This window comes from Pinibacter aurantiacus, assembly GCF_019130065.1.
GTDB lineage: Bacteria > Bacteroidota > Bacteroidia > Chitinophagales > Chitinophagaceae > Pinibacter > Pinibacter aurantiacus.
This window is the reverse complement of sequence record NZ_JAHSPG010000001.1, coordinates 861,739-884,953: the sequence shown is the minus strand read 5'-3', so window position 1 is coordinate 884,953 and position 23,215 is coordinate 861,739. Positions and strand designations below refer to the sequence as shown.

The 23,215-nt window shown below is 41.8% G+C and carries 17 protein-coding genes; 11 read left to right on the top strand and 6 right to left on the bottom strand.

Annotated elements, in window-relative coordinates; all coding sequences use genetic code 11:
* Positions 1–189 precede the first annotated feature (189 nt).
* The 3 genes from KTO63_RS03250 (at position 190) to KTO63_RS03240 (ending at position 4,030) form a co-directional block, all read left to right on the top strand.
* Positions 190–990: a M90 family metallopeptidase gene (locus KTO63_RS03250; protein WP_232373004.1), complete on the top strand. Its 801-nt coding sequence runs from the start codon at positions 190–192 to the stop codon at positions 988–990.
* 358 nt (positions 991–1,348) lie between these two features.
* Complete coding sequence (locus KTO63_RS03245; RefSeq protein WP_217789683.1) at positions 1,349–3,232, top strand: hypothetical protein; 1,884 nt, start codon at positions 1,349–1,351, stop codon at positions 3,230–3,232.
* Positions 3,233–3,355: 123 nt separating this feature from the next.
* A complete protein-coding gene (locus KTO63_RS03240; RefSeq protein WP_217789682.1) occupies positions 3,356–4,030 on the top strand; it encodes a C40 family peptidase in 675 nt (224 codons plus the stop codon).
* Between the two features lie 134 nt (positions 4,031–4,164).
* Here the strand turns inward: KTO63_RS03240 and KTO63_RS03235 are convergent, their stop codons facing one another.
* From KTO63_RS03235 to KTO63_RS03225, 3 genes are all read right to left on the bottom strand, one after another.
* Positions 4,165–4,881 (bottom strand): hypothetical protein, encoded by a 717-nt coding sequence (locus KTO63_RS03235; protein WP_217789681.1) that lies wholly within the window; start codon positions 4,879–4,881, stop codon positions 4,165–4,167.
* Positions 4,882–5,058: 177 nt separating this feature from the next.
* Positions 5,059–6,207 carry an MFS transporter gene (locus KTO63_RS03230; RefSeq protein ID WP_217789680.1) on the bottom strand — a complete coding sequence of 383 codons (1,149 nt, stop codon included), beginning with the start codon at positions 6,205–6,207 and terminating at the stop codon, positions 5,059–5,061.
* A gap of 193 nt (positions 6,208–6,400) precedes the next feature.
* Complete coding sequence (locus KTO63_RS03225; protein WP_217789679.1) at positions 6,401–7,777, bottom strand: serine hydrolase domain-containing protein; 1,377 nt, start codon at positions 7,775–7,777, stop codon at positions 6,401–6,403.
* A 412-nt stretch (positions 7,778–8,189) separates the two neighbouring features.
* Between KTO63_RS03225 and KTO63_RS03220 the strand changes: the two genes are divergently transcribed.
* The 6 genes from KTO63_RS03220 (at position 8,190) to KTO63_RS03195 (ending at position 15,404) form a co-directional block, all read left to right on the top strand.
* Positions 8,190–8,708: a MarR family winged helix-turn-helix transcriptional regulator gene (locus KTO63_RS03220; protein WP_217789678.1), complete on the top strand. Its 519-nt coding sequence runs from the start codon at positions 8,190–8,192 to the stop codon at positions 8,706–8,708.
* A gap of 64 nt (positions 8,709–8,772) precedes the next feature.
* Positions 8,773–10,329 carry a histidine ammonia-lyase gene (gene hutH / locus KTO63_RS03215; RefSeq protein ID WP_217789677.1) on the top strand — a complete coding sequence of 519 codons (1,557 nt, stop codon included), beginning with the start codon at positions 8,773–8,775 and terminating at the stop codon, positions 10,327–10,329.
* A gap of 147 nt (positions 10,330–10,476) precedes the next feature.
* Positions 10,477–12,156 (top strand): urocanate hydratase, encoded by a 1,680-nt coding sequence (gene hutU / locus KTO63_RS03210; protein ID WP_217789676.1) that lies wholly within the window; start codon positions 10,477–10,479, stop codon positions 12,154–12,156.
* A gap of 208 nt (positions 12,157–12,364) precedes the next feature.
* On the top strand, positions 12,365–12,817 hold the full coding sequence (locus tag KTO63_RS03205) for a nuclear transport factor 2 family protein (RefSeq protein WP_217789675.1): 453 nt from the start codon (positions 12,365–12,367) through the stop codon (positions 12,815–12,817).
* A 102-nt stretch (positions 12,818–12,919) separates the two neighbouring features.
* Entirely contained in the window at positions 12,920–14,152 is a 1,233-nt protein-coding gene (gene hutI, locus KTO63_RS03200) for an imidazolonepropionase (RefSeq protein WP_217789674.1), read from the top strand.
* A gap of 193 nt (positions 14,153–14,345) precedes the next feature.
* On the top strand, positions 14,346–15,404 hold the full coding sequence (locus tag KTO63_RS03195; RefSeq protein WP_217789673.1) for a formimidoylglutamase: 1,059 nt from the start codon (positions 14,346–14,348) through the stop codon (positions 15,402–15,404).
* Positions 15,405–15,568: 164 nt separating this feature from the next.
* On the opposite strand, the gene KTO63_RS03190 is transcribed toward KTO63_RS03195, so the two are convergent.
* Together KTO63_RS03190 and KTO63_RS03185 are read right to left on the bottom strand one after the other, a co-directional pair.
* Positions 15,569–17,818 (bottom strand): patatin-like phospholipase family protein, encoded by a 2,250-nt coding sequence (locus KTO63_RS03190; RefSeq protein WP_217789672.1) that lies wholly within the window; start codon positions 17,816–17,818, stop codon positions 15,569–15,571.
* 184 nt (positions 17,819–18,002) lie between these two features.
* Complete coding sequence (locus KTO63_RS03185) at positions 18,003–19,970, bottom strand: ABC-F family ATP-binding cassette domain-containing protein (protein WP_217789671.1); 1,968 nt, start codon at positions 19,968–19,970, stop codon at positions 18,003–18,005.
* Positions 19,971–20,234: 264 nt separating this feature from the next.
* On the opposite strand from KTO63_RS03185, the gene KTO63_RS03180 reads away from it, so the two are divergent.
* On the top strand, positions 20,235–20,855 hold the full coding sequence (locus KTO63_RS03180) for a DUF3347 domain-containing protein (protein WP_217789670.1): 621 nt from the start codon (positions 20,235–20,237) through the stop codon (positions 20,853–20,855).
* A 95-nt stretch (positions 20,856–20,950) separates the two neighbouring features.
* On the opposite strand, the gene ytxJ is transcribed toward KTO63_RS03180, so the two are convergent.
* Positions 20,951–21,277, bottom strand: a complete 327-nt coding sequence (ytxJ, locus tag KTO63_RS03175) for a bacillithiol system redox-active protein YtxJ (RefSeq protein ID WP_217789669.1) — start codon at positions 21,275–21,277, stop codon at positions 20,951–20,953.
* Positions 21,278–21,850: 573 nt separating this feature from the next.
* Between ytxJ and KTO63_RS03170 the strand changes: the two genes are divergently transcribed.
* Positions 21,851–23,203: a UDP-N-acetylmuramate--L-alanine ligase gene (locus tag KTO63_RS03170; protein WP_217789668.1), complete on the top strand. Its 1,353-nt coding sequence runs from the start codon at positions 21,851–21,853 to the stop codon at positions 23,201–23,203.
* The last annotated feature ends 12 nt before the right edge of the window (positions 23,204–23,215 follow it).

The following is a 23,215-nucleotide window of genomic DNA, read 5'->3' as shown; positions in this document are numbered from 1 at the left end:
CAAAATTATAAAAACTTAATCAAACTTAGACTTGGTGGTTAACACAGAATCTTAGTGGTAAAATAAAATCTTGCATAACGACTAAGCCAAAATTCTCCTAAATCGATCGTGTTAAAAAAAGAAATGTATGTTCGCATTTAGGACATCCATTTTCAAATAAGCACATTTTCAAATTTTCAAATTGTCTTCATGGAACCAATGCAGGCCATCTACATCATCGTCTTTGTTTTACTACTTGTTATTTATCTTTTGCGGGAAAAGAAACGCAAACCTGTCGCACTGCCCGATAATTATGATGACATGATGGAAAAGCATGTGGCATTTTATAGGAATTTGTCAGCAGAAGACCAGGCGAGGTTTGTTGATAAAGTAAAAGACTTCCTTTCTTATGTGCGCATACATGGCGTAAACACCGAAATTACAGAACTGGATAAAATGCTTGTTGCTGCCAGTGCGGTTATTCCGATTTTTGGTTTTGATGAATGGAAATACCATACAGTGAAAGATGTATTGTTATACCCCGGTTCATTCAACAACGAAAATTTTTCTACGGAAAATGGTGATTTGCGCACCCTTGGAATGGTAGGCGATGGCGCTATGCAACAAGTGGTTGTGTTTTCCCTTCCCTCACTGCGAGAAGGTTTCAGAAGAGAAAGGGACAAAGAGAATACCGGCATTCATGAATTTGTCCATTTACTCGACAAGGAAGATGGCGCGGTAGACGGCATCCCCGAGATTTTACTCACTAAACAATACTCTATTCCATGGTTAAAATTTATGTCGCAGGAAATAGGCAAGATGAAAAACAATCGCTCCGACATAAACATTTACGGCGCCACTAATAAAGCGGAATTTTTCGCCGTTGCTTCCGAATATTTCTTCCAGCAACCACATTTGTTTAAAGAAAAACATCCGGAGTTGTTTGAGTTGCTGGAAAAGATCTTTCACCAGGATTTAGATGAGGATGGAGATGTGGGAATTAAGAATTAGGAAGATGGCACACATCCGCCCGGATGACCGGTCGGACGGGGATGACACGGATTAGACGGATTTACACGGATTTTTTGGATTGATCATTGGTTGTTTTTGCAGCTGTGTTTTTTAGAAAAATGCAGGGTAGATTTCTTTGAAAAGTCGATTTTGCGGCGCTGTCAAATAAACAGAGAAAAAATCCGTGTAAATCCGTCTAATCCGTGTCATCCGTGTGCCAATAAAAAAACGTGCAAATCAGTCCAATCAGCGTCATCTGTGTGCTCCCTCAAAGTTGCATTGCTTGTTGCACAATACTTTCAGCGATTGTTTATTATATTTAGCCAACACCCATTCTCACACTATTTAAACAGTTGCTATGCCAAAGCTGAAAGTAATTCTGTTGCTTCTCATTTTCGGAAGCATGTCCCGTTTGTGTTTTGCCCAACAATACAAAAATTTCAAAGTCTCCATTTATTGCAGAGCATATGAAGTGCAAAAAATGCAGGACACTACAAACTATCTCAAACCCTTGTGGAACGAGATTACGCGACAAATGAAAGTTGATAAGATCTATCTCGAAACACATCGCGACCTGTTGATCGTCGATCAGAAAACACTCGATATTGCAAAGCAGTTTTTTAAAGATCGCGGTGTTGAAATAGCAGGTGGTATAACCTACACCATCAGTGAACCCAACCGCTTTCAAACTTTTTGCTACAGCGACCCCAACGACCGTAAGAAAGTAAAAGAGATCGCGGAATACACCGCAAAAAACTTCGACACTTTTATTCTCGATGATTTCTTTTTTACCAATTGCAAAGATGATGGCGCCATCAAAGAGAAAGGCACGAAAAGCTGGACGCAATACCGCCTTGATCTGATGGCAGAAGCCGCGAAAAGTCTCGTTGTTGGTCCTGCCAAAGCGGTGAATCCAAAAGTAAAAGTGATCATCAAATATCCTAACTGGTATGAGCACTTTCAGGGGCTTGGTTTTAATTTGGAAAAACAACCTTCCATATTTGATGGTATTTACACAGGCACGGAAACACGTGATGCCACATTAACTGCACAACACTTGCAACCCTATCTTGGCTACAGCATCATCCGTTATTACGACAACATTGCACCGGGCAGAAACGGTGGTGGATGGGTAGATCCGGGTTTGATGGGAACTTACGATCGCTATGCAGAGCAACTCTGGCTCACACTTTTTGCAAAAGCTCCCGAAGAAACATTGTTTGATTTCAGGCAGATCATCATGCCGCTTGACATAAAATTTCGTGCGCCATGGCAGGGGCAACAAACAAGTTTTGACTATGATGAAATGATGAAGCCCGTTAATCACAATGGCGGTGCGGTTGAAAAGCCGACAACACTTGCGAGAGCAGCAGGCTATACATTTGAAAAAGTTGATCAGTTTTTAGGAAAGCTGGGTAATCCTGTTGGTATAAAAAGTTATCGTCCTTATCATTCAACAGGTGAAGATTTTCTGCAAAATTATTTGGGCATGATAGGTTTGCCGATGGATATGTCGCCCGAGTTTCCTGCGAAGGACAGCGTTATCTTGTTAACCGAAGAAGCAAAGTTTGATGCGGCGATTGTAAGTAAAATAAAAAAGCAATTGACAGAAGGTAAGTCCGTTATCATCACATCTGGATTACTGAAAGCCCTGCAGGGTAAGGGCATTGAAGACATTGCCGAAATTTACTGCAGCGACAGAAAGGCATTAGTGCAGGATTTTACTGTTGCGCGTTCGCCGTTAATGCACATCGACAAACCGATCATCATTCCGCAGATCACTTACCTCACCAATGACTCATGGGAAATGGTTTCTGCTGTGAACGGCCCCAATGGCTGGCCCTTATTGCACGAAGCTGATTACTCAAAGGGTAAACTGTATATCCTTACCATTCCGGATAATTTTGCAGACTTATACAACCTGCCTGCAGAAGCGTTGAACGTGATCAGAAAGGCTTTGGGCAGTCAGTTGAAAGTATCGATAGAAGGGGCTGGGAACATCAGTTTGTTTTTGTATGATAACAACACTTGCATTGTGGAATCATTTTTGCCAACAACAACAAGCATCAATATTGTAACGGCAGCGCCGTTCAAAAAACTTACAGACATCGTCAGTAATGAAACGATAAGTGGCACGGAACGCAAGCCTCAAACATTTTGGTTCTTGCCGAAAAACAATGGAAGCAATGTTTTTACAATCGCTGTAAAGCCGCATTCTTTCAGGGTTTTCAGGTTTGAGTAAATTGTCGAATTAATGCTAAAACCTTTATAGATAAGCCTAAAATGGCCTGAAACGGCGGTTTTTACAGCTTTTACCCTTATTTTTGCCCAGACTAACCTATTGAATATTTTTAAAATATATCCATTGAAGAATTGGTTTGTAATCATTATTGCATCTTTTGGAATTGTTTCCTGTAGCACATCGAAGCATGCTACGGCAACCGGTAAAACGACTACCGGCAATAACTCATCATCTCCTGAGTTCATCAACTCTATAAGTGTGGTGCCTGGTTCAAATACGAAAACAGGCAGTGTAAAAGCTGACAATTCCGCTAAATATTCCACTGATGGTCTTGCATTAAGCAATCTGGGTTCCGTAAATATTGAGAAAGTGGACCAGGTGTTGTTCAAGTATGCGATCATGCTTGATATTCCAGTTGAATATATCGGCAACCAGGCTAAAATGTTTGACTTTATCGAAGATTGGTATGGCACGCCTTACAAATACGGCGGCAACGATAGAAAAGGCATTGATTGCTCTGGGTTCTCCAGCACATTGATGTCAAATGTTTTCGCTATCACTGTTCCCCGCACTTCAAGGGATCAGTATCAAAACTGCCAGAAGGTTTCAAAAAGTGAACTGAAAGAAGGTGACCTCGTTTTCTTCAATATACGTGGCCGCGGCGTTTCGCATGTCGGCGTTTATCTCACCAACAACAAATTCGTTCACGCATCCGTAAATGCAGGAGTAGTCATCAGTGATTTGGGCGAAGGCTATTATTCAACGAAGTTTATGGGAGGAGGGAGACCGAAGAAGTAATTAATAATTAATAATTAATAAGGCGGCACTCAGTAATGAATGCCGCCTTGCTTTTTATTGAACATGAAAAAAGTTGCTTTCTAGTTATGCCGCAACACCTATTAATTGTTAATTATTAATTATTAATTCGCCCCTCACGCTGCTTTACTAATCAACCTCACCAAACTCCTCTTCGCAATCGGCAACAACGTTTCCTCCAGCGGATAAGAAAGCTCTGTTTCTATGGTATATACTGCAGGATTGGGCAGTGCCTTATTTTTCCTGATGAGTTCTGCTTTGATGTTTTCGTAAGTGTTTACCAGATTCCTTTCCCAGCAATCAACATATTCTGTTACAATGGTGCGATACTTTTCATCGTGTTTTTCAAAAAAACTTAAGTGGTACTGGTAAGCCCGGGTAATATTGTATTTGCCCTCATTCAGGAAAAAATATCCTTCATTGTGTTCGAGTGGTACAAGGCCGATGGGAAATATATTCAGTTTCGTTTCCACAAATTCATAGATCTCCGTGCCGTTTGTGATCGTATTCTTCATTTTGCCTGCAGAATAATTGATGATGCTCTCGAGCTCTTGCATCAGTTCATCATCTTCAATCATTTGTTTGTACAACAATTGAAGTTTCTCCATTTGAATGCCCGTAAGTGTTTTAGGAAAATGTTCCTGCAGGTATTTTTTATTTTCTCTGAACGCAACGATATTATTGTAGTGGAAAACGAGATCGCCTAATTGCGGGTAAAGTTTGTTTTCAGCAAAATATTTACTCACCTCCTGTAAGTAGGCCAGAAGTGTATATTTTTTGAGCTCAAAATCTATATAGCCCTCAGCGAACCAGGTTTCGGATAATGTTTTCATACACAGGTATTTTGGTCTATATGAAAATACGAAAACAGAATTACATTCTCAAATAATAGTGAATGGTCAATCGTCAATCGTGAATAAGGCTCACAGCACATATTTGAACTTTCAAAATGGCAATGGCCCTAGATCCTTTGGAAACCCATTCACGTTTCACGATTCACCATTCCCGCCTTATTGTATTTTGAGTTTTGTAGTAAGGATAAGCACCAAAAGACCGAGCATTCCAAACGTAGCGAACGACCAGCGAATGCCCGCCGCATGGGCAATATAACCGATCAACGGTGGTCCCATTAAAAAGCCCAGATAACTTACAGTAGAAACTGCAGCGATAGCTGTACCGGGGCTCATCGTGGTGTTTTTCCCAGTAAGTGCGAAGATCATTGGCATAATGCACGATACGCCAAAGCCGGTAAGGATACAGCCTATAGTAGAAGGTATAATATATGGAAAACCTGCAGAAAGCAACAAGCCGCACATGATCAAAGCGCCGCTGATTTGCAAAACATTTTTTACGCTCAATATATTGATAAGCTTGTCACCAACAAACCTTCCGATCGTCATGGCGCACATGTATGCGATGTAACCAATCGTTATCAATTTTGCCGGGGCTGCAACTGCTTCTTTAAAATAAATACCTGTCCAGTCAATCATTGTTCCCTCGCAAGCGAGACTGCAAAAGCCTATAAGGCCAAGCTTTACAAGGGATTTATCGGGTAAAATAAAAGCGGGACGTTTTTCTTTTGATGTTTCTGCGTCAGGCAAGCTGTAACGCGAAGCAACACTAATTACAATCAGCAAAAGCGCCGCTGCAATGGTAAAATGAATGCCGGGTGAAATATTGAAATACAACATGAATGCACCTGTTGCAGCACCTGCAAATCCTGCCAGGCTCCAGATCCCGTGAAAAGATGCAATGATCGATTTATTATACAAATGTTGAACCTGCACAGATTGTGCGTTCATGGCAATGTGCATGAAGTTGCGTGATGAACCGAAACAAAAAAGGATAACGGCTAATTGCCAGGGTGTTTGAGCAAACCCAATGGCTGTTAAAGCAAGTGTGAAAATAACGGCACCTGCCGCCATTATATTCCTGCTGCTGAATTTGGTCAATAAAAAGCCCGTTACCGGAAGTGTAAGCATTAAACCAAGCGGCATGGCAAATAATATGCTGCCAAGTTGGGCCTCGTTCAAATGTAGCCTCTGCGTTAATGTAGGAATGCGTGATGCCCAGCTTGCAAAACTAAAACCCGATACAAAGAAAAATGCGGAGATAGCGATTCGGGAAGCCTTAGGTGATACACTAAAAGATTTGAGCATGCACAAAAATACGGTAATTTGAAAATTTGAAGATTTGAAAATTTGAAAATTCTTTGTGTGTTGATCTGCTTCAATTTAACCAACATAGCGACTGTTAGTAAATTTGTCAATTTGACAATTAAAGTAATCGACCAAAAAAAATCATCGTGCTGCACAGCTCATTTTCAAATTTTCAAATCTTCAAATTTTCAAATTAAGGAACGGCGGTTACTACATCATGGAGAAATTTATCTGCATTCAATTTGTTGCCATGCTCTAGAGCAAGTCTTACAATTACTAGTTTTTTGGAAGGGATCACCCAAATGTATTGACCTTCGTAGCCGTCGGCCCAATAGCAATCAGCAGGCACGTTGGGATATTCTCTTTTTGCAGGATTGCCGGGCGCTCCTGCATTCAGCCACCATTGGGCGCCATACATACCCATCGGGTGAGTGGTGGCAGGTGTGGTGCTGTATTTTACCCAGCCTTCCGGCAAAATGCGTTCACCGTTCCAAACACCATCATTCAAATACAACAAGCCAAACTTTGCCCAATCTCTTGCAGTTGCAAATGAATAGGAAGAGCCAACAAAAGTGCCACCTGCATCTGGTTCAACAATTGCACTGTTCATGCCTATTTTGTAAAACAATCTCTTGTAAGGAAAATCGTGGTACTCGCTGGCGGGAACATTTTCACGAACGATGTGCGATAAAATATTGGTGGTGCCGCTTGAGTAGTAGAAAAAAGAGTTGGGTTTTTTTTCCTTCGGTGCAAGCAATGCAAAGCCTCCCATGTCTTTTTCTTTGTACAACATGTTGGTGGCGTCGCATGACTTGGTATAGTTTTCTTCCCACTTCAATCCGCTCGACATTTGCATTAGATTTTTTAGCGTAATGTTTTTGCGATCATCATTCTTCCACTCTGCAATTGGCGCGGGTGCGTCAACCTCGAGTTTACCATCTTTCACCAAAATGCCAAGCAAAGCATTGGTGACGCTTTTCGTCATCGACCAACCGATGAGTTTGGAACTGGCATTAAAGCCATCAGCATATCTTTCTGCTATAATTTGTCCATTGTAAACAATCAGAACTGCCCTGGTCCGGCGGTTCTTTTTTTCTCCCGGTTCGGAAAAGGCAGAATCCAAAGCGACATCGATCATTTTTTTATCTACGCCAGCAACTACACTGTCTTTTATTTTGGTGCCATATGGCCATGCAAGTGAATCTGAAACGGGAGGAGGGGCAACTGTTTTCCTTGCTTCTTTAAAAAAATCTTCTTTGCTGATACCATTCAATAATGTGGCTCCCATTCCTGAGCGGTAAATTGCTACTCTTTTTGCAAAGCCAAATACGGTGCCTGTTACAGTGGAATCCTGCAGATTTACTTTGTAGGTTCCAAGCGATAGCGGAAAACCTTCCAGTTCATTTTTTATCACATCCACCGGTGACCTCCCGGCAATGAAGACATTGGAACAAATATTTTTTGCACCATAACCACTGATGATTGGAAAAGAACGCCAGCAAAACCTAAAGACAAAAGTAAGTGCAATCGCCAGGGCGACAAGAAGTGTAATCCGAAGTATTCGACGCATATGGGATAATTAGAAGCCTAACTTAATAAAAAAATGTAGTTCACGCAAAGAGAAGCTATCTATTTCACGCGGCGAACGCAACGGAGCAACGACGCAGAGGATTTCACGCAAAGGCGCAAAGGAAAATGTTTTTCTACAATTTCGCAATTCTATTTCACGCAGCGAACGCGGCGAGAAAGCGACGCAAAGACTCCCCGAAATTTAAAACCTCTGGCGAATATCAAGACGCGTTTGAGGGGTAGTTCAGAAAAATGGCAGATCGTCAATAAACGATTCGCCGCTCCGTTGCGTTCGCTGTGCTACACCTTATGCTCCTTTGCTCCTTAGCGCCTTTGCGTGAAACCCTACCGCGTGAAATAATTTTGCATGAAATGCAAAGTCGTCTATATTTGTATAAGTACTTATATAATTTATGAATTTTTACGAATCTCTTGGGTTTTTGGTTTTTGGCAGTCGCTTGCGCCGACTGAGTGAGAGCTTTCTTGCAGATGTTAATAGTGTTTACAAACATCACAAGATTAAGTTCGATGCTTCATGGTTTCCTGTGTTTTATATTTTGTCGGAGAAGCAAGCGGTATCTATCAAAGACATTTCTGACGAGCTGAATATTTCACATTCTGCCGTTAGTCAATTGGTTACGAATTTGCAATCGAAAGGCCTAATAAAGATTAGCACAGCCAAAGATGACGGCCGCAAAAAAGTGTTAACTTTTACAAGCAAGGGAAATCAATTACTACAACAGGTAAAGCCCATCTGGCAGGCGCTACAGGATTCCATGGAGGAACTAATCAACGAAAACAAAGACAGTAAGAAAGTTTTACAGGCAGTGGCAGGAGTTGAGCGAGGACTACAGACTGCAAGCCTTTTTAATAGAATCGAAGGCAAATTGAAAATTCCTGCCCGACTACGTCATTCAGGCGGGGAAAATTGAAAGTTGAAAATGCTTTGTTTGAGGCATTCGACATATAACTCAAAACTCACAACTCAAAACTCATATGACATTTCAATACGGAGTAGATCGCTTAACAGCAAGTATTGCATTGCAGATTGCATCTGGGAAAACGAAAGGTGTGCTGGGTAATGCAGCGTTGGAAAAAATCAGGAAAAGCCAGCAGGATGTACAGCAAATAGTAGATGATAACAGAACGGTGTATGGCGTTAATACTGGTTTTGGCATCCTTGCAAACAAACCCGTTTCTCCGGAAGATACACGATTGTTGCAACACAAAATTTTGCAAAGCCACAGTGTGGGTGTTGGTAATGCGATACCTGAGGAAATTGCAAAATTGATGCTCATTACCAAAGTGCATGCATTGGCGCAAGGCTTTTCAGGCGTGCAATTAGTTACTCTGGAAAGAATTATCTGGCATATTGATAATGATGTTATACCTGTTGTACCGGAGAAAGGAAGTGTTGGCGCAAGTGGTGATCTGGCACCATTGAGTCATTTGTTTTTGCCACTGATAGGATTGGGAGAGGTGTTTTATAAAGGCAAACGCCAGAATACGTCCGGCGTGTTGCAACAAAATAACTTGCATTCAATACAGCTTGGTCCTAAAGAAGGGTTGGCACTTATCAACGGAACGCAGTTCATTTTAGCATTCGCAGTAAAAGCAGTTGAACGGATGTACAATTGTTTGGAAGCAGCAGATATCATTGGTGCGATGAGCCTTGAAGCATTGACGGGTACAAAGGCGCCATTCGATGAAAGGTTACATCAACTGCGTCCCTATGCGGGAAATTTATTAGTGGCTCAAAGATTGAGATTGCTGCTACAGCATTCAGATATTATGCAAAGCCATATGGATTGTGGAAGAGTGCAGGACCCGTACAGTCTCCGTTGCATGCCGCAAGTGCATGGTGCCAGCCGCAATGCATGGTTGCATTTAAGCGAGTTGACTGAAATTGAATTGAACTCTGTAACAGATAACCCAATTATTTTCTCGGCAGACGATACGATCAGCGGAGGAAATTTCCACGGACAACCAATGGCGCTTCCGCTTGACTATGCTTGCTTCGCAGCGGCTGAAGTGGGTAACATTTCTGATCGTCGTTGCTATCTTTTGCTGGAAGGAAAATGGGGATTGCCGATGTTGCTGATGAAAGATGTTGGCCTCAACAGCGGATTCATGATTCCGCAATACACAACAGCAGCTTTGGTTACAGAAAACAAAACACTATGTTTCCCTGCAAGTGCCGACAGTATTCCAACTTCATTGGGGCAGGAAGATCATGTGAGTATGGGAAGCATAAGTGGACGAAAATTGAACCAGGTAATAGATAATCTCGAATGGATTTTAGCGATCGAGTTAATGAGTGCCTGCCAGGCGATCGAATTTAGAAGACCGTTGCGAAGCAGCGAATTGCTTGAATTCGCACACGAATACGTTCGCAAGTTTGCTGGCTTTGCCGAAGAAGACAGGATTTTTGCCAACGACATTAACGCCATCCGAAATATTATTCACAACTATTCTTTTGTGCAAAATGTAAATGATTTTGCAAAGACGAAAGGAGTGGAGTTGGCCAAAGGATTTGAAAACTTTAATTTCTAGTGTAAGGCAAATGTGTGCGAAGTACGATGTACGACATTCTTTAGAGGATAACACCGTAATGAAATTCGTACATCGAACTCCGTACACCGTACATCTCAGTAGCTAACAATTTTCAATTTTCAACTTTCAATTTTCAACTAAATAAACATGAGCACAACTACTTACAAACGTTACGACGTTGAGAAATATAAGACACCTACGGGGTCTGCATTGCAATGTAAAGGATGGGTACAGGAAGCCGCATTGCGTATGTTGTTAAACAACTTAAATCCCGATGTGGCTGAGCGTCCGGATGATTTGATTGTATATGGCGGACGTGGTAAAGCTGCGAGAAATTTTGAAAGCCTTGATCTGATCATCAAAGCATTGAAAGATTTGAATGAAGATGAAACCTTGCTGATACAAAGCGGTAAACCTGTCGGCATTTTGCGTACACACAAAGATGCGCCTCGTGTGCTGATTTCCAACTCACAGCTTGTGCCTAAATGGGCTACATGGGAGCACTTTGATGAACTGGAGAAAAAAGGATTGATGATGTACGGGCAAATGACCGCCGGAAGCTGGATCTACATTGGCTCACAAGGAATTGTGCAAGGAACTTATGAAACATATGCCGCAGCTGCCGACAAACATTTTGGCGGCACACTGAGAGGTACTTTGAACGTAACTGCCGGACTAGGTGGAATGGGGGGCGCTCAACCTTTAGCGATTACCATGAATGAAGGTGTGGCACTGATTGCGGAAGTAGAAGAATGGCGCATTGATAAAAGGCTCGAAACAAAATACCTCGACATCAAAATCACTGATATTGACGAGGCAATCGATCGTGCGCTGGAAGCGAAGGCCAATAAAGAAGTGCTTAGCATTGGAGTATTGTGCAATGCTGTTCATTTGCTTCAGCGATTGGTAGAGAGAAAAATTGTTCCTGATACATTGACTGACCAGACTTCTGCACATGATCCTTTGATCGGTTATATTCCTCATACTTTAACGAATGAGCAGGCGAATGTTTTACGTAAAGAAAATCCTCAGCAATATATTGATCTAAGCTACGACAGCATGAAACTGCACGTTGAACTAATGATTGAATTGCAGAAAATGGATGCCATTACCTTTGACTATGGCAACAACATTCGCGCACGTGCGCAGGAGAGAGGTTTGAAAAATGCATTCGAGTTTCCGGGATTTGTTCCTGCATACATACGACCATTGTTCTGCGAAGGTAAAGGTCCGTTCCGCTGGGCGGCGCTAAGCGGCGATCCTGCTGATATAGCAGTCACTGATGAATTGATTGCAAACATGTTCCCCGAAAATAAAAGTTTGCAACGCTGGCTGAAACTGGCCAAAGAAAAAATTGCATTCCAGGGTTTACCTGCGCGGATCTGCTGGTTGGGCCAGGGTGAGCGTGAAAAAGCAGGTCTTGCATTTAATGAATTAGTAAAATCCGGCAAAGTAAAAGCGCCGATTGTAATTGGCCGCGACCATCTCGATACAGGTTCTGTAGCAAGCCCTAATCGCGAAACAGAAGCGATGCTTGACGGCAGTGACGCCGTGGCAGATTGGCCGTTGTTGAACGCGTTAATAAATACTGCTGGCGGTGCAAGCTGGGTAAGTCTTCACCACGGTGGCGGCGTAGGTATGGGTTACAGCATTCATGCGGGAATGGTTATCGTTGCCGATGGTTCAGATGATGCTGCGGCGCGTTTGGCCCGTGTATTGAGAAACGATCCGGGAATGGGCGTTATCCGTCACGCAGATGCCGGTTATGATATTGCAAAAGATACGTCGCGACAATTTGGATTAGACATTTCGGAGAGATTGAAATAAATGTTGCACCCCGTAGAGACGCCTGAAAAGGCGTCTCCTGTTACACCCAAAAGATGCCGCATTTATTTAGGAATTAAGAATTAGGAATTAAGAATTAGGAATTAAGAATTAGGAATTAAGAATTAGGAATTAAGAATTAGGAATTAAGAATTCCTTTTAACTAATTTACGATTCAATTATTCGGTTATTCAACTATTCAATTATTATCATGAAATACATCTTCACCATTGCGTTGTTATACTTGTGTTCCCTGCTCCACGCACAATCAGAAGAATCTGCCATTAAAGAAACGATCAACAATTTTTTTAAAGGCATGAAAACTTCTGATACGGCCTTGTTGATAGGTAGCATTTCTCCGAATGCAGTCTTGCAAACCATAGTGACAAACAAGGAGCAAAAAGTAGTGGTACGGACAGAAGAAATGAGCAAATTCATCGACTTCGTGGCAAAGCCGCATCCTTTAGTGTTTGATGAAAGAATACAATTTGAAACGATCAAAATAGACGCTGATCTCGCATCTGTATGGACTCCGTATCAATTTTTTTTGGGAGATAAATTCAGTCATTGTGGGGTAAATTCATTTCAGTTAGTAAGGCTGGATGGTAAGTGGAAAATTCAATACATTATTGATACAAGAAGGAAAGAGAAGTGCGTAGAGTAAAATATTAACCACTAAGGCACTAAGGACACTAAGCCGCACTAAGGGTTCTCTTAGTGAAACTGTGTGCGCCTTAGTGGTAATCTGTAAAAATCAAATTATCGAATGTCGACAACGATCATAAAGAATATTGCCCAGCTGTTAGGGGTACGGGAAAAGAATGTGCTATTGCGAGGAAAGTCCCTGAGCGAACTGCCAATAATCGAAAACGCCTACCTCATCATTGAAGATGGCATTATTGCCGATTATGGTAAAATGAGTGATCTTAAAACAAACGGCGCGAACACCATCGACGCCAACGGCGCATTTGTTTTGCCAGCCTGGTGCGATAGTCACACTCATATCGTTTTTGCCGGTAGCCGCGAAACAGAATTTGTTGACAAAATAAATGGGTTAAGCTACGCGGAGATCGCCGCAAAAGGCGGCGGCATTTTAAACTCAGCAAGCAAACTTAGTAACACATCAGAAGATGAGCTTTTTAACCAGGCATGGAGGCGATTAGAAGAATTAAGCAAACTTGGTACAGGCGCAATTGAAATTAAAAGCGGCTACGGATTGTCTGTTGATGCAGAGTTGAAAATGTTGCGCGTCATAAAAAAACTGAAAGAGAAGTCAAATCTTGCTATCAAAGCAACGTTCCTCGGTGCACATACTTATCCTGTTCAATACAAGGAAAATCACCAGGGCTATATTGATTCTATCATAAACGAAATGTTGCCGGGAATCGCTAAAGAAAAATTAGCGGATTACATTGATGTCTTCTGCGAAACAGGTTTCTTTTCTCCCGAAGAAATGGAAACGATTTGCAAGGCTGGAATGCAGTACGGTTTAAAACCGAAGTTGCACGTTAACCAGTTAAATAGCATCGGCGGCATTGAAAAAGGCATTGAACTCGGTGCGGTTTCCATGGATCATTTGGAAACGATGGCAGAGAAAGACATTGCTGCGATCGGTGCTTCTTCAGTGATTGGTACACTTTTGCCGACAGCTGCATTTTTTCTGCGCATGCCTATGCAGCCTGCGCGGCAATTGATCAATGCTAATTGCGCAGTGGCCTTGGCTTCCGATTTTAATCCCGGTTCTTCACCCAGCGGAAACATGAACTTTGTTGTTTCACTTAGCTGTATTCAAATGAAAATGCTGCCGGAAGAAGCCATCAACGCTGCAACTTTAAACGGCGCTTATGCAATGGAACTTCAAGAGGAGGTGGGCAGCATTACGAAGGGGAAAAAAGCCAATTTGATTTTTACAAAACCGATATCTTCTTTAGCTTATTTGCCATATGCGTTTGGCAGCAATCTTATTGATAAAGTCATGATTAATGGTGAGATTGTATGAGGTTCGTCATCTTGATTCACCACTAAGACACTAAGGACACAAGTTTCACTAAGGCTTCTCGATATTCGGAGACTCCTTTGTGTGGCTTTGTGTCCTTAGTCTCTTAGTGGTGAAGCCGGGTCTTAAAATTTATTTCAAAAAGAAACAAGATTATTTGAAACAAAACGATAGCTTTAGTAGATAAACTATTTTTATGCAGCATCTTAAAATATATAGTAAAAAGGACATTCTTTCGTTTACACACATTCGAAAATTTGAGACCAAAATAGGAGAAGAAGTTGCTGTTGTAAAAAGTGTTGCAGACCTGGAATCATCTCCTGCACGTTTTGTTGTAGTAGGCATTTCAGAAGATATTGGTGTAAGAGCCAACCATGGAAAAGGTGGCGCTGACACGGCCTGGCAGCCCTTCATCCAAAGCTTTCTCAATGTACAAAGCAATGATTTTTTACAGGCGAATGATATCGTAGTATTGGGCCATTTTGATTTTTCTCCACTGTCGGAAGTGATTGAAGGCAATGCTACCAATGCAGAAGAAAAAATTGAAGCGTATCGCCATGCTGTAAATGCGATCGATGATGAAGTTGAAAATCTGATTAAAACAATCACTTCTTATAAAAAAATCCCAATCATAATTGGCGGTGGCCACAACAATGCTTATCCTTTAATTAAGGGCGCTGCAAAAGGCCTGCACAAAGCCGGTGTGATTCAGTTGGCACAGATCAATGCGATCAACCTGGATGCTCATAGTGATTATCGCCCCGCTGAAGGTCGCCACAGTGGCAACGGTTTCCGTTATGCAGAAGAGGATGGTTACCTGCAGAAATATTTTATGCTCGGCATTCATGAAAATTATTTACCACAGAACGTATGGATGGATATCGTAAATAATCCTTTCTTCGATTGTATTACCTACGAGGATATTTTCCTGCACGGTAAAAGAAACTTCATTGAAGCAATTGCAGATGGAATAGATTTTACCAACGACACTGCATGTGGCATAGAGCTCGATCTGGATGCCATTGAAAATGTATTGAGCAGTGCAACTTCGCCTTGCGGTATGTCGCCGATCCATGCACGCCATTACATCAACATGATCGCCTCCGAAGCGAATGTCGCTTATCTGCACATTTGCGAAGGCGCCGCACAATTAAGCGATGGCAGAAGGGACGACACAGTTGGAAAACTCATCAGCTATCTCGTAACAGACTTCCTGAAAGCACAACATGTGGAAGAGTCAGAAGACAATTTGTAAGAATTGAAAGTTGAAAATTGAAAATGGAAAATGGTGGGGCGAATTGCATTCGCCCTCACAAATCGAATAAATCAAAAGGCTCCGATAAACTTGCTTTATCGGAGCCTTTTTGTATTTAATCATATCAAATCATGACAATCATGAAGATCTGCGTTCTGCTCTCTCTAAAACGCAAATCCGACATTGACATACGTTGACACTTTCTTCGATTGATCACTGTACATTACACTAAATTCAATCGGCCCTAATGGCGAAGTGTAGCCGAATGTTGCGCTATAGCCAGTGAGCCATTTTGGGTTTTGAAATGTATTGTCTTGTTTAAGAAAGTCGTACCACCCAATATTGGCGCGGGCTATTGAGTAAATGCTCGGAAACCACGATCTGCGCCAGCCCCATTGATACGTAAGATAAGACGGTGTTATAATGGAAGCCTCGGGCAGGCCTGCAAAAAGAACCTGGTTATGAATAACACTATTTATACCTCCTATAAAAAAGTCATTAAACAATATCTGGTTGTTGTTAAACAAAGCGCCTGCTTGCAATAGAGTGGAAAAAGTATTTCTTCCGCGAACAGTTTTATAACCTTCCAGGAAAAAGTGCAGGCCGACATGATTGCTGAAATTGAGTACGTCTTCGAGTGGAATTTTTACACTGTCCTCTGCCAATAAAAATGCGTTGGGAGACTGCTTAAAAACATAGTTCATCGACAATTCTGTTCGGATACCTTTCAAAGGAAGCGTTGGCTTATCAAGCGTGTTGAATTTAAAAAATGCCATTACGTTCCATTGGTTGTCATTGCCCGTTAATGATTCGGTTACCGGTATTTTCGGGTGGTAATGTATCCATTCGTAGGCGGCACCTACGCCAAAAGTAAGGCTGCGTTTACGCGAGGTTTGCATTTTGGCACCCAAATGCGAGTAACGCTGCTGGTAAAGACCCGCCGCTCTGAAATTGTCGTATATAGTGAGTTCCTGGTTCTCGTAGCTGCCATCAAGCAGCAGCACTTTCCAGCTACCTTTTTTGCCGAAAAGCTGCATATGTTCCGCACGAACTTTTATGTTATCACCAAGATTGGCCGTAACAATGTCTCTTGTTTTTTTGAACAGCCAGTCCCTTGTCGTAAGATTTGCCACCGCACTCACGCCTGTGGTGCGGTTGTAGTTTAAACTGAATTTCGCAAAGCTCTGTGGGTTCTCAGCTATGTTCAATATTATTTTACAATGCCCCGAATCCAGCGGCATCAGTTGATAAGTTATCTTGTTGTAGTAACGTGTGCCAAACGCCATGCGTATTCTTTTCGAAATGTCCTTTTCCGTGTAAGCTTCATGCAGGTCCAGGCGCATCATGTTTTTCAGAAAGCTTTCGTCGGTAAAACGCAATCCGCTTATCTGCATAGAATCGATGATGATAGATGAGTCTCTTTTGATAACCGGCCTTACATACGCCTGTTCGCCATACAACGCATTCAGTGAATCGGCGATCTTTTTGAAATAAGGATAATATCGTCTGCCCATGTTAATGCCAGAGTCGATAATAATAGAGCTACTGGAAAAGCTTGCAGAAGTAAATTTCTCGATATCATGTTTTATATACACCTGGCAAAGACTGTCTTCGCTCGGTCTTAATTCTGCTTCTTTAAAAAAAGCAATTTGTAAGAGAACCTCAATAGGAGAGTTGAGTTTGTCGGGAGACTTTAATCCTTGAGCTACATCACTTCCAACAATAATATCCGCACCCATTTTTTTTACATCGCTTGCAGGAAAATTCCTGATCAGGCCGCCATCCACCAATTTTTTTCCCTGGTAGTCAACAGCGGTAAACACACTGGGAATAGCCATGCTGGCACGAAGCGCCGTTACAATGTTTCCCGAATCAATTACAACTGCCTTTCCGTTTGAAAGATCTGTCGCAATACATTTGAATGGAATAGGAAGACTGTCAAAATTGGTGATCTTGTAAACGTGGAAGAAAAGCTCAGAAAACTTTAGCCACAGTTCTTCACCCTCCAGCAAGCCGGAGGAAAATTTAAAGCGGCCACTTACAAACGGCAACTCGATCGTGTACCGTCCGTACTCGTCTTTTTCTTCCATCGTGTAGCTGCGCATTTGCGACTGGTTGGAAAGCAACATATCCCAATCAATGCCGTGTGCTATCTGTAAAATAGAATCCGCACTGTATCCCGACGCATACATGGCGCCGATAATGCTGCCCATACTTGTTCCGGTAATATAATCGATGTGAAGTCCGGCAGAATCCAATGCTTTTAAAATGCCGATGTGTGCAAGCCCTTTAGCTCCGCCACCACTGAGTACCAATCCAATCTTCGGCCTCGTTGCCGGTACGGATTGCGCTGACAGTGAGAAGTAAGTAAATAATAGAATAACGGTTGTGGAAATGATTCTTCCTCTGACCATACATGCTGTTGTGACACGAATCTAAGGAAGAAAAGGGAATAAAGAATAACTGAATAACTGAGTAACTGAATAACTGAATGGTTTAACGGTTAATGCAGAATGCTCAACCCAAAAACGCTGCGTTAAGCGTTCTGCGTTGAGCATTCGAATTACTCAGTTATTCAGTCATTCAGTTATTCAGTTATTACACCTGCGCTTCCAACTCCACGATCTTTTCGAAAATCGTTTCGTACTGGGCATTTAGCTGAGCGATTTCGTCGCTCACTTTTTTGTAGTCGCTTTCAGTTTGCGTGAATTTTCCTTTATCGGAATATGTTTCAGGATTACCAAGTTGTTCTTGCAGCTTTGCCTGTTGTGTTTTCAACTTGTTAATTTTTTCTTCCAATTGTTGAAACTGCCTTTGTTGCTTTTGCAGTTCTTTCTGCGCTTCCTTGTTTATGGCGTTTCCCTGGTTGTTGTTACTGGCAACAGGTTTTGGCGCCGGAGCCGGTTCTGGTTTAACCTCTGCTTTAGCAGGTTTTTCAGCTTTTTCAGCGTTTTTTTGTTGCAAAGCCATTCTTTCTTTCCACTCTACATATTCGTCGTAAGTGCCTTTAAATTCTTTGATCTCATGGTTGTCAATTTCCCATATTTTGTTCGCCGTTTTTTGAACGAAATAACGGTCGTGACTCACCAGGATAAGACTGCCCTCGTATTTTTTCAAAGCCTCAATCAAAAGCTCAACAGAGTGCATGTCAAGGTGGTTCGTAGGCTCATCAAGCATAAGGAAGTTGGCCTTGCTTACGATCGTTTTTGCGAGTGCAACCCTTGCTTTTTCTCCTCCGCTTAATACCTTGATTTTTTTATCAACCGCTTCACCGCCAAACAGGAAACAACCCAATAAAGTACGCAACTCCACATCAGTCTTCTGGCTGCCGCATTCCTTCATTTCATCCAGAATCGTGTTGTTCAGGTTCAAATCTTCCAATTGGTGCTGGGCATAAAAACTTTCCTGCACGTTATGGCCCCAAACTCTTTCACCTTCGCTGAATTGCTCCACACCCGCAATGATGCGCAGCAGGGTAGACTTACCTTTACCATTCGCCCCGATCAATGCGATCTTATCTCCGCGATCTATTTCAGCCGATGCATTTTCCACGATCGTATTGTCGCCGAATCTTTTGGTAACGTGTTTCAACGTGGCGAGCACCCTGCCCGGTATTTTATCAACCTGGAAGTTGATCCTGATATTCGGTCTTTCAATCTCCACATCTTCAATACGATCAATTTTGTCAAGTCGTTTCTGCACACTTTGCGCCTGCGCCGCCTTACTGGCTTTGGCTTTAAAGCGCTCGATAAAGCGTTCCTGCTGACGAATATAATCCTGCTGGTTTTCAAACGCACGCTGCTGCATTTCTACACGCAGTTCTTTTTCCTTTTCGTAATACTCGAAGTTGCCCGTGTATTGGTGAATTTCACGTTGATATATTTCAACGATCTTAGTCACCATTCGGTTAAGAAAATATTTATCGTGACTCACAATTACTACTGAGCCTTTGTAGTGTGTCAGGTATTTTTCCAACCATTCGATAGAAGGAAGGTCAAGGTGGTTCGTCGGCTCATCCAGCAGCAATACATCAGGTTGCTGCAGGATCATTTTTGCCAGTAGCACGCGCATACGCCAACCACCGCTGTATTCTTTGTAAGGTCTTTCAAGATCGGCATTACTAAAGCCAAGACCCTGCAAAACTTCTTCCGTTTTATGGTGAATATTGTAACCGTCGAGCGTATCCATTTCATGTAGACGGTCCGTGTATTCATGCAAAGTTTTTTCGTCACCTGTTTTCTCCAGTTCGATCCCCAACTCTTCAATTTCTTTTTCAAGTTGCAATACTCTTTCAAAAGCGCCGAGGGCAACTCTCAAAATGCTGTCATTGGTATCAAAGCTTAAAAGATCCTGGTGAAGATAACCTATTGTCGTGCCGCGGCTTCTTTCCACAGTTCCTTTTGAGGGCAGATATTCACCCACCAGCACTTTTAGCAGTGTTGATTTTCCCGTTCCATTATAGCCAATGAGACCAATGCGCTCATTCGGCTGAATGTGCCAGGTAGCATCTTCCACTATTGTTCTTGCACCAAATTCAAACGTAACGTTCTGTAAACCTATTAACATAATTTTTGCGACGATTCTTTTTCTAATTGATTATCAATAGTGAAAAAGACGATTGATTTTATTAGTATTTAATAAATTGCCAAAAGAAAAAATTTTCCCGGCAATGGGATGCAAAAATAATTCATTCAGAGGAGTAAATCCTTTAGGTATCTTTGAAAAGTGGAACAATTTGAAAATTTGAAAATTTGGTAATTTGAAAATGGGTTTTTAGAGGCGATTTCCCACTCAAAACTCAAAACTTAAAACTCAAAACTTACAAAAAAGATGAAAAAGTTGTTAATAGCAACAGTAATCGGTTCGGCATTCATTATTTCCTGCGGTGGCGGCGGCAACAAGAAAGCAGAAGAGCAAAAAGAGGAAGTGGCGGCACCAGCGCCAGTAGTCAGTAAAAATTCAAACGAGTTTAACCAGTCTTTTGAGAAATTGCTCGGCAATTATTTCGAATTGAAAGATGCTTTGGTAGCAACGGATTCGGCAAAGGCCAATGCCGCAGCGAAAAAGTTGGCAGTTGACGCGGATAGTTTAAATGTGAAAGCCTTGACAGATTCAACGGGTGCACTGCAGTCAACCGCACAATCGTATACTGGTACCATCAGTGGTTCAGCGAAAGGTTTGGTAGGAGAAAAAGATATTGAAGCAAAAAGAAAAGAGTTCCAGATGATCTCTGACGCTATGTACGACCTTGTAAGAACTGTTCGTTACGACAAACAAAAGATCTATCATCAGTTTTGCCCAATGGCGTTTAACAACGCAGGTGCAGCATGGTTGAGCCAGCTGGAAGAAATTAAAAACCCATACTTCGGAAGTAAAATGTTGAATTGCGGCGAGACGCAGGATGTGCTTGACTTCGGAGCTGCGGGCGAGCCAGCGAAAGCCAGTGAATAACTGAGTAACTCAATAACTGAATAACTGAATGTTCAAATTCATAGTGCATGATAGAATGTAACACTCAGTTATTCAGTTAATCAGTTATTCAGTCATTAAAACTTCTCCTCGATTTCCCCCATATTAATCCCCATGTGGCTTTCGTCGTAAACGCATTCGCCATTTTTAATCAGTAATATCTGTGGGGATTCGTGTCTGATGCTGAACTCTTCAGCAATTTTATTGGAAATATTGCGGTGTGCTATAAGATCAAGATAGTGGAAATCAGCTTTTTCGTTTTCCTGTTCTTTATCAAGCCTGTTCTTAGCCATGCTGCTTACGGAGCAGCGGGTAGAATGTTTGAAAATTACTTGTGGCTTTGTGTTAGAATTCCTCTTTATTTCGTCCAATTGTTGCTCAGAACTCAAAATATTCCATTTCATCTGTCTGGTTTTCATTTTATTTTGGCCATGCTCATGTCATAAGTCCAAATAATTTAAAAAGGTTACCCTTGCGATGTGCAAAAGTAACCTTAAGTCAATTATTTAAAAAGTTAAATAGATTATCTGTAGCCAACCATGCCAGCAGTCATCTTGCAACCACTTCTAGATGAAGCGCATGATGTTAAAGCCAAGGTAGCAACAAGTGCCAACACAATAAATAGTGTAGTTTTCATTTTCTGGTATTTAAAGTTAAAAAAGAAGGTGCTACAGGGTAGCATCATGCAACAATTAAATGGGAATTCAAAGGAAAACGGAGAGAGGTATTGGTGTTGGTACTATAGGACTATTAGGAGTTATTTAAACTATAAGCAAAGATGCGCCATAATATTTAATTACGCAAGAGAAAAAGGAATTTTTTTTAATGCATATTTGCAGCGCAAGTTATGAGTTGTGAGTTTTGAGTTATGAGTAAGCATACGCGAAAAAGCGAGCTATTCAACTTAAAATCAGCCACTCAAAACTCCCGCCTGCAGACTTAGTCGGGCAGGCATTACTCAAAACTCACAAATTCATATGAAAGTTCACTTTATAGCAATAGGAGGTAGTGTAATGCATCAGCTGGCCATTGCACTGAAAAGGAAAGGATATATAGTAACAGGCAGCGATGATGAAATTTTTGAACCTGCAAAATCCAATCTTCAAAGGGAAGGAATTTTGCCTGAAAAAGATGGCTGGTATCCGGAAAAGATCACAGCTGACATTGACGCTGTTATTTTGGGAATGCATGCCCGCGAAGACAATCCTGAGTTGCAAAAGGCTAAATCCCTCAACCTGAGTATTCATTCATTTCCAGAATATATTTACGAAGAAAGCAAGAATAAAAAACGCATTGTTGTAGGAGGAAGCCACGGCAAAACCACTACCACTTCCATGATCATGCACGTGTTAAAAAATTCCGGGAAAGCATTTGATTACCTGGTGGGCGCAAAACTCGAAGGCTTCGATCAGTCTGTTGCCATTACCAATGCCCCGTTGATCGTTTGTGAAGGCGACGAATACCCGGCAAGTGTGATAGAAAAAAGACCAAAGTTTCACTTTTTATTTCCCCATGTGGCCATTATCACGGGCATTGCCTGGGATCACATCAATGTGTTTCCGACCTTCGATTTTTATTTGGAACAATTCAACATATTTATCGACAAAATTGAACCGGGAGGCGTGCTGATTTACAACGAAACCGATGAAGTGTTGAAGAAATTGGTTGCTGAACATCCTTCTACCGTTCGCAAAATTGCCTACGCAATTCCGGCCCACACGATCGAGAACGGACAAACAAAAGTGACCATTGATAATCAAACGGCTACTTTAAATGTCTTCGGAAATCACAACCTCCTTAACATGCATGCAGCTTACTATGCATGCAAAGAAGCCGGTATTGACACTGCTAGTTTCCTCAATGCAATAGCGAGTTTTACAGGCGCTTCCAAAAGATTGGAATTGCTTGCAAAGAACGAAGGGACAAATGTTTACCGTGATTTTGCCCATGCTCCTTCAAAAGCAAAAGCAACGATAGATGCGGTAAAGCAACAGTTTCCCAACAGAAAACTAATTGCCGTTTTTGAACTGCATACATTTAGCAGCCTGAATGAAAAATTCATGAGCGAATACAAAGGCGCGATGGACAAAGCAGACGAAGCGGTAGTCTTCTACAGCAACCATGCACTTGAATTGAAAAGGATGCCACCGCTTGATCCGTCGGTGGTTGAGAAGGGTTTTGATAAGAAGGGCCTGGTGGTGATCAACGACAAAAACAAACTGCAGGAGTGGCTGCAAAAGCAAGATTATAAAGACGCCAACCTTCTTTTAATGAGCTCCGGTAATTATGATGGGTTGGATATTCTTACTTTTGCGAAAGAGATCGTTTGAAAATACTAATTT

Coding starts and splice junctions, on each gene's coding strand:
- KTO63_RS03235 (WP_217789681.1), bottom strand. CDS start 4,881: ATGAAAACATTATCCGAAACCTGGTTCGCTGAGGGCTATATAGATTTT.
- hutU (WP_217789676.1), top strand. CDS start 10,477: ATGAGCACAACTACTTACAAACGTTACGACGTTGAGAAATATAAGACA.
- ytxJ (WP_217789669.1), bottom strand. CDS start 21,277: ATGAAATGGAATATTTTGAGTTCTGAGCAACAATTGGACGAAATAAAG.
- KTO63_RS03180 (WP_217789670.1), top strand. CDS start 20,235: ATGAAAAAGTTGTTAATAGCAACAGTAATCGGTTCGGCATTCATTATT.
- KTO63_RS03170 (WP_217789668.1), top strand. CDS start 21,851: ATGAAAGTTCACTTTATAGCAATAGGAGGTAGTGTAATGCATCAGCTG.
- KTO63_RS03195 (WP_217789673.1), top strand. CDS start 14,346: ATGCAGCATCTTAAAATATATAGTAAAAAGGACATTCTTTCGTTTACA.
- KTO63_RS03185 (WP_217789671.1), bottom strand. CDS start 19,970: ATGTTAATAGGTTTACAGAACGTTACGTTTGAATTTGGTGCAAGAACA.
- KTO63_RS03250 (WP_232373004.1), top strand. CDS start 190: ATGGAACCAATGCAGGCCATCTACATCATCGTCTTTGTTTTACTACTT.
- KTO63_RS03225 (WP_217789679.1), bottom strand. CDS start 7,777: ATGCGTCGAATACTTCGGATTACACTTCTTGTCGCCCTGGCGATTGCA.
- KTO63_RS03220 (WP_217789678.1), top strand. CDS start 8,190: ATGAATTTTTACGAATCTCTTGGGTTTTTGGTTTTTGGCAGTCGCTTG.
- hutH (WP_217789677.1), top strand. CDS start 8,773: ATGACATTTCAATACGGAGTAGATCGCTTAACAGCAAGTATTGCATTG.
- hutI (WP_217789674.1), top strand. CDS start 12,920: ATGTCGACAACGATCATAAAGAATATTGCCCAGCTGTTAGGGGTACGG.
- KTO63_RS03190 (WP_217789672.1), bottom strand. CDS start 17,818: ATGGTCAGAGGAAGAATCATTTCCACAACCGTTATTCTATTATTTACT.
- KTO63_RS03205 (WP_217789675.1), top strand. CDS start 12,365: ATGAAATACATCTTCACCATTGCGTTGTTATACTTGTGTTCCCTGCTC.
- KTO63_RS03245 (WP_217789683.1), top strand. CDS start 1,349: ATGCCAAAGCTGAAAGTAATTCTGTTGCTTCTCATTTTCGGAAGCATG.
- KTO63_RS03230 (WP_217789680.1), bottom strand. CDS start 6,207: ATGCTCAAATCTTTTAGTGTATCACCTAAGGCTTCCCGAATCGCTATC.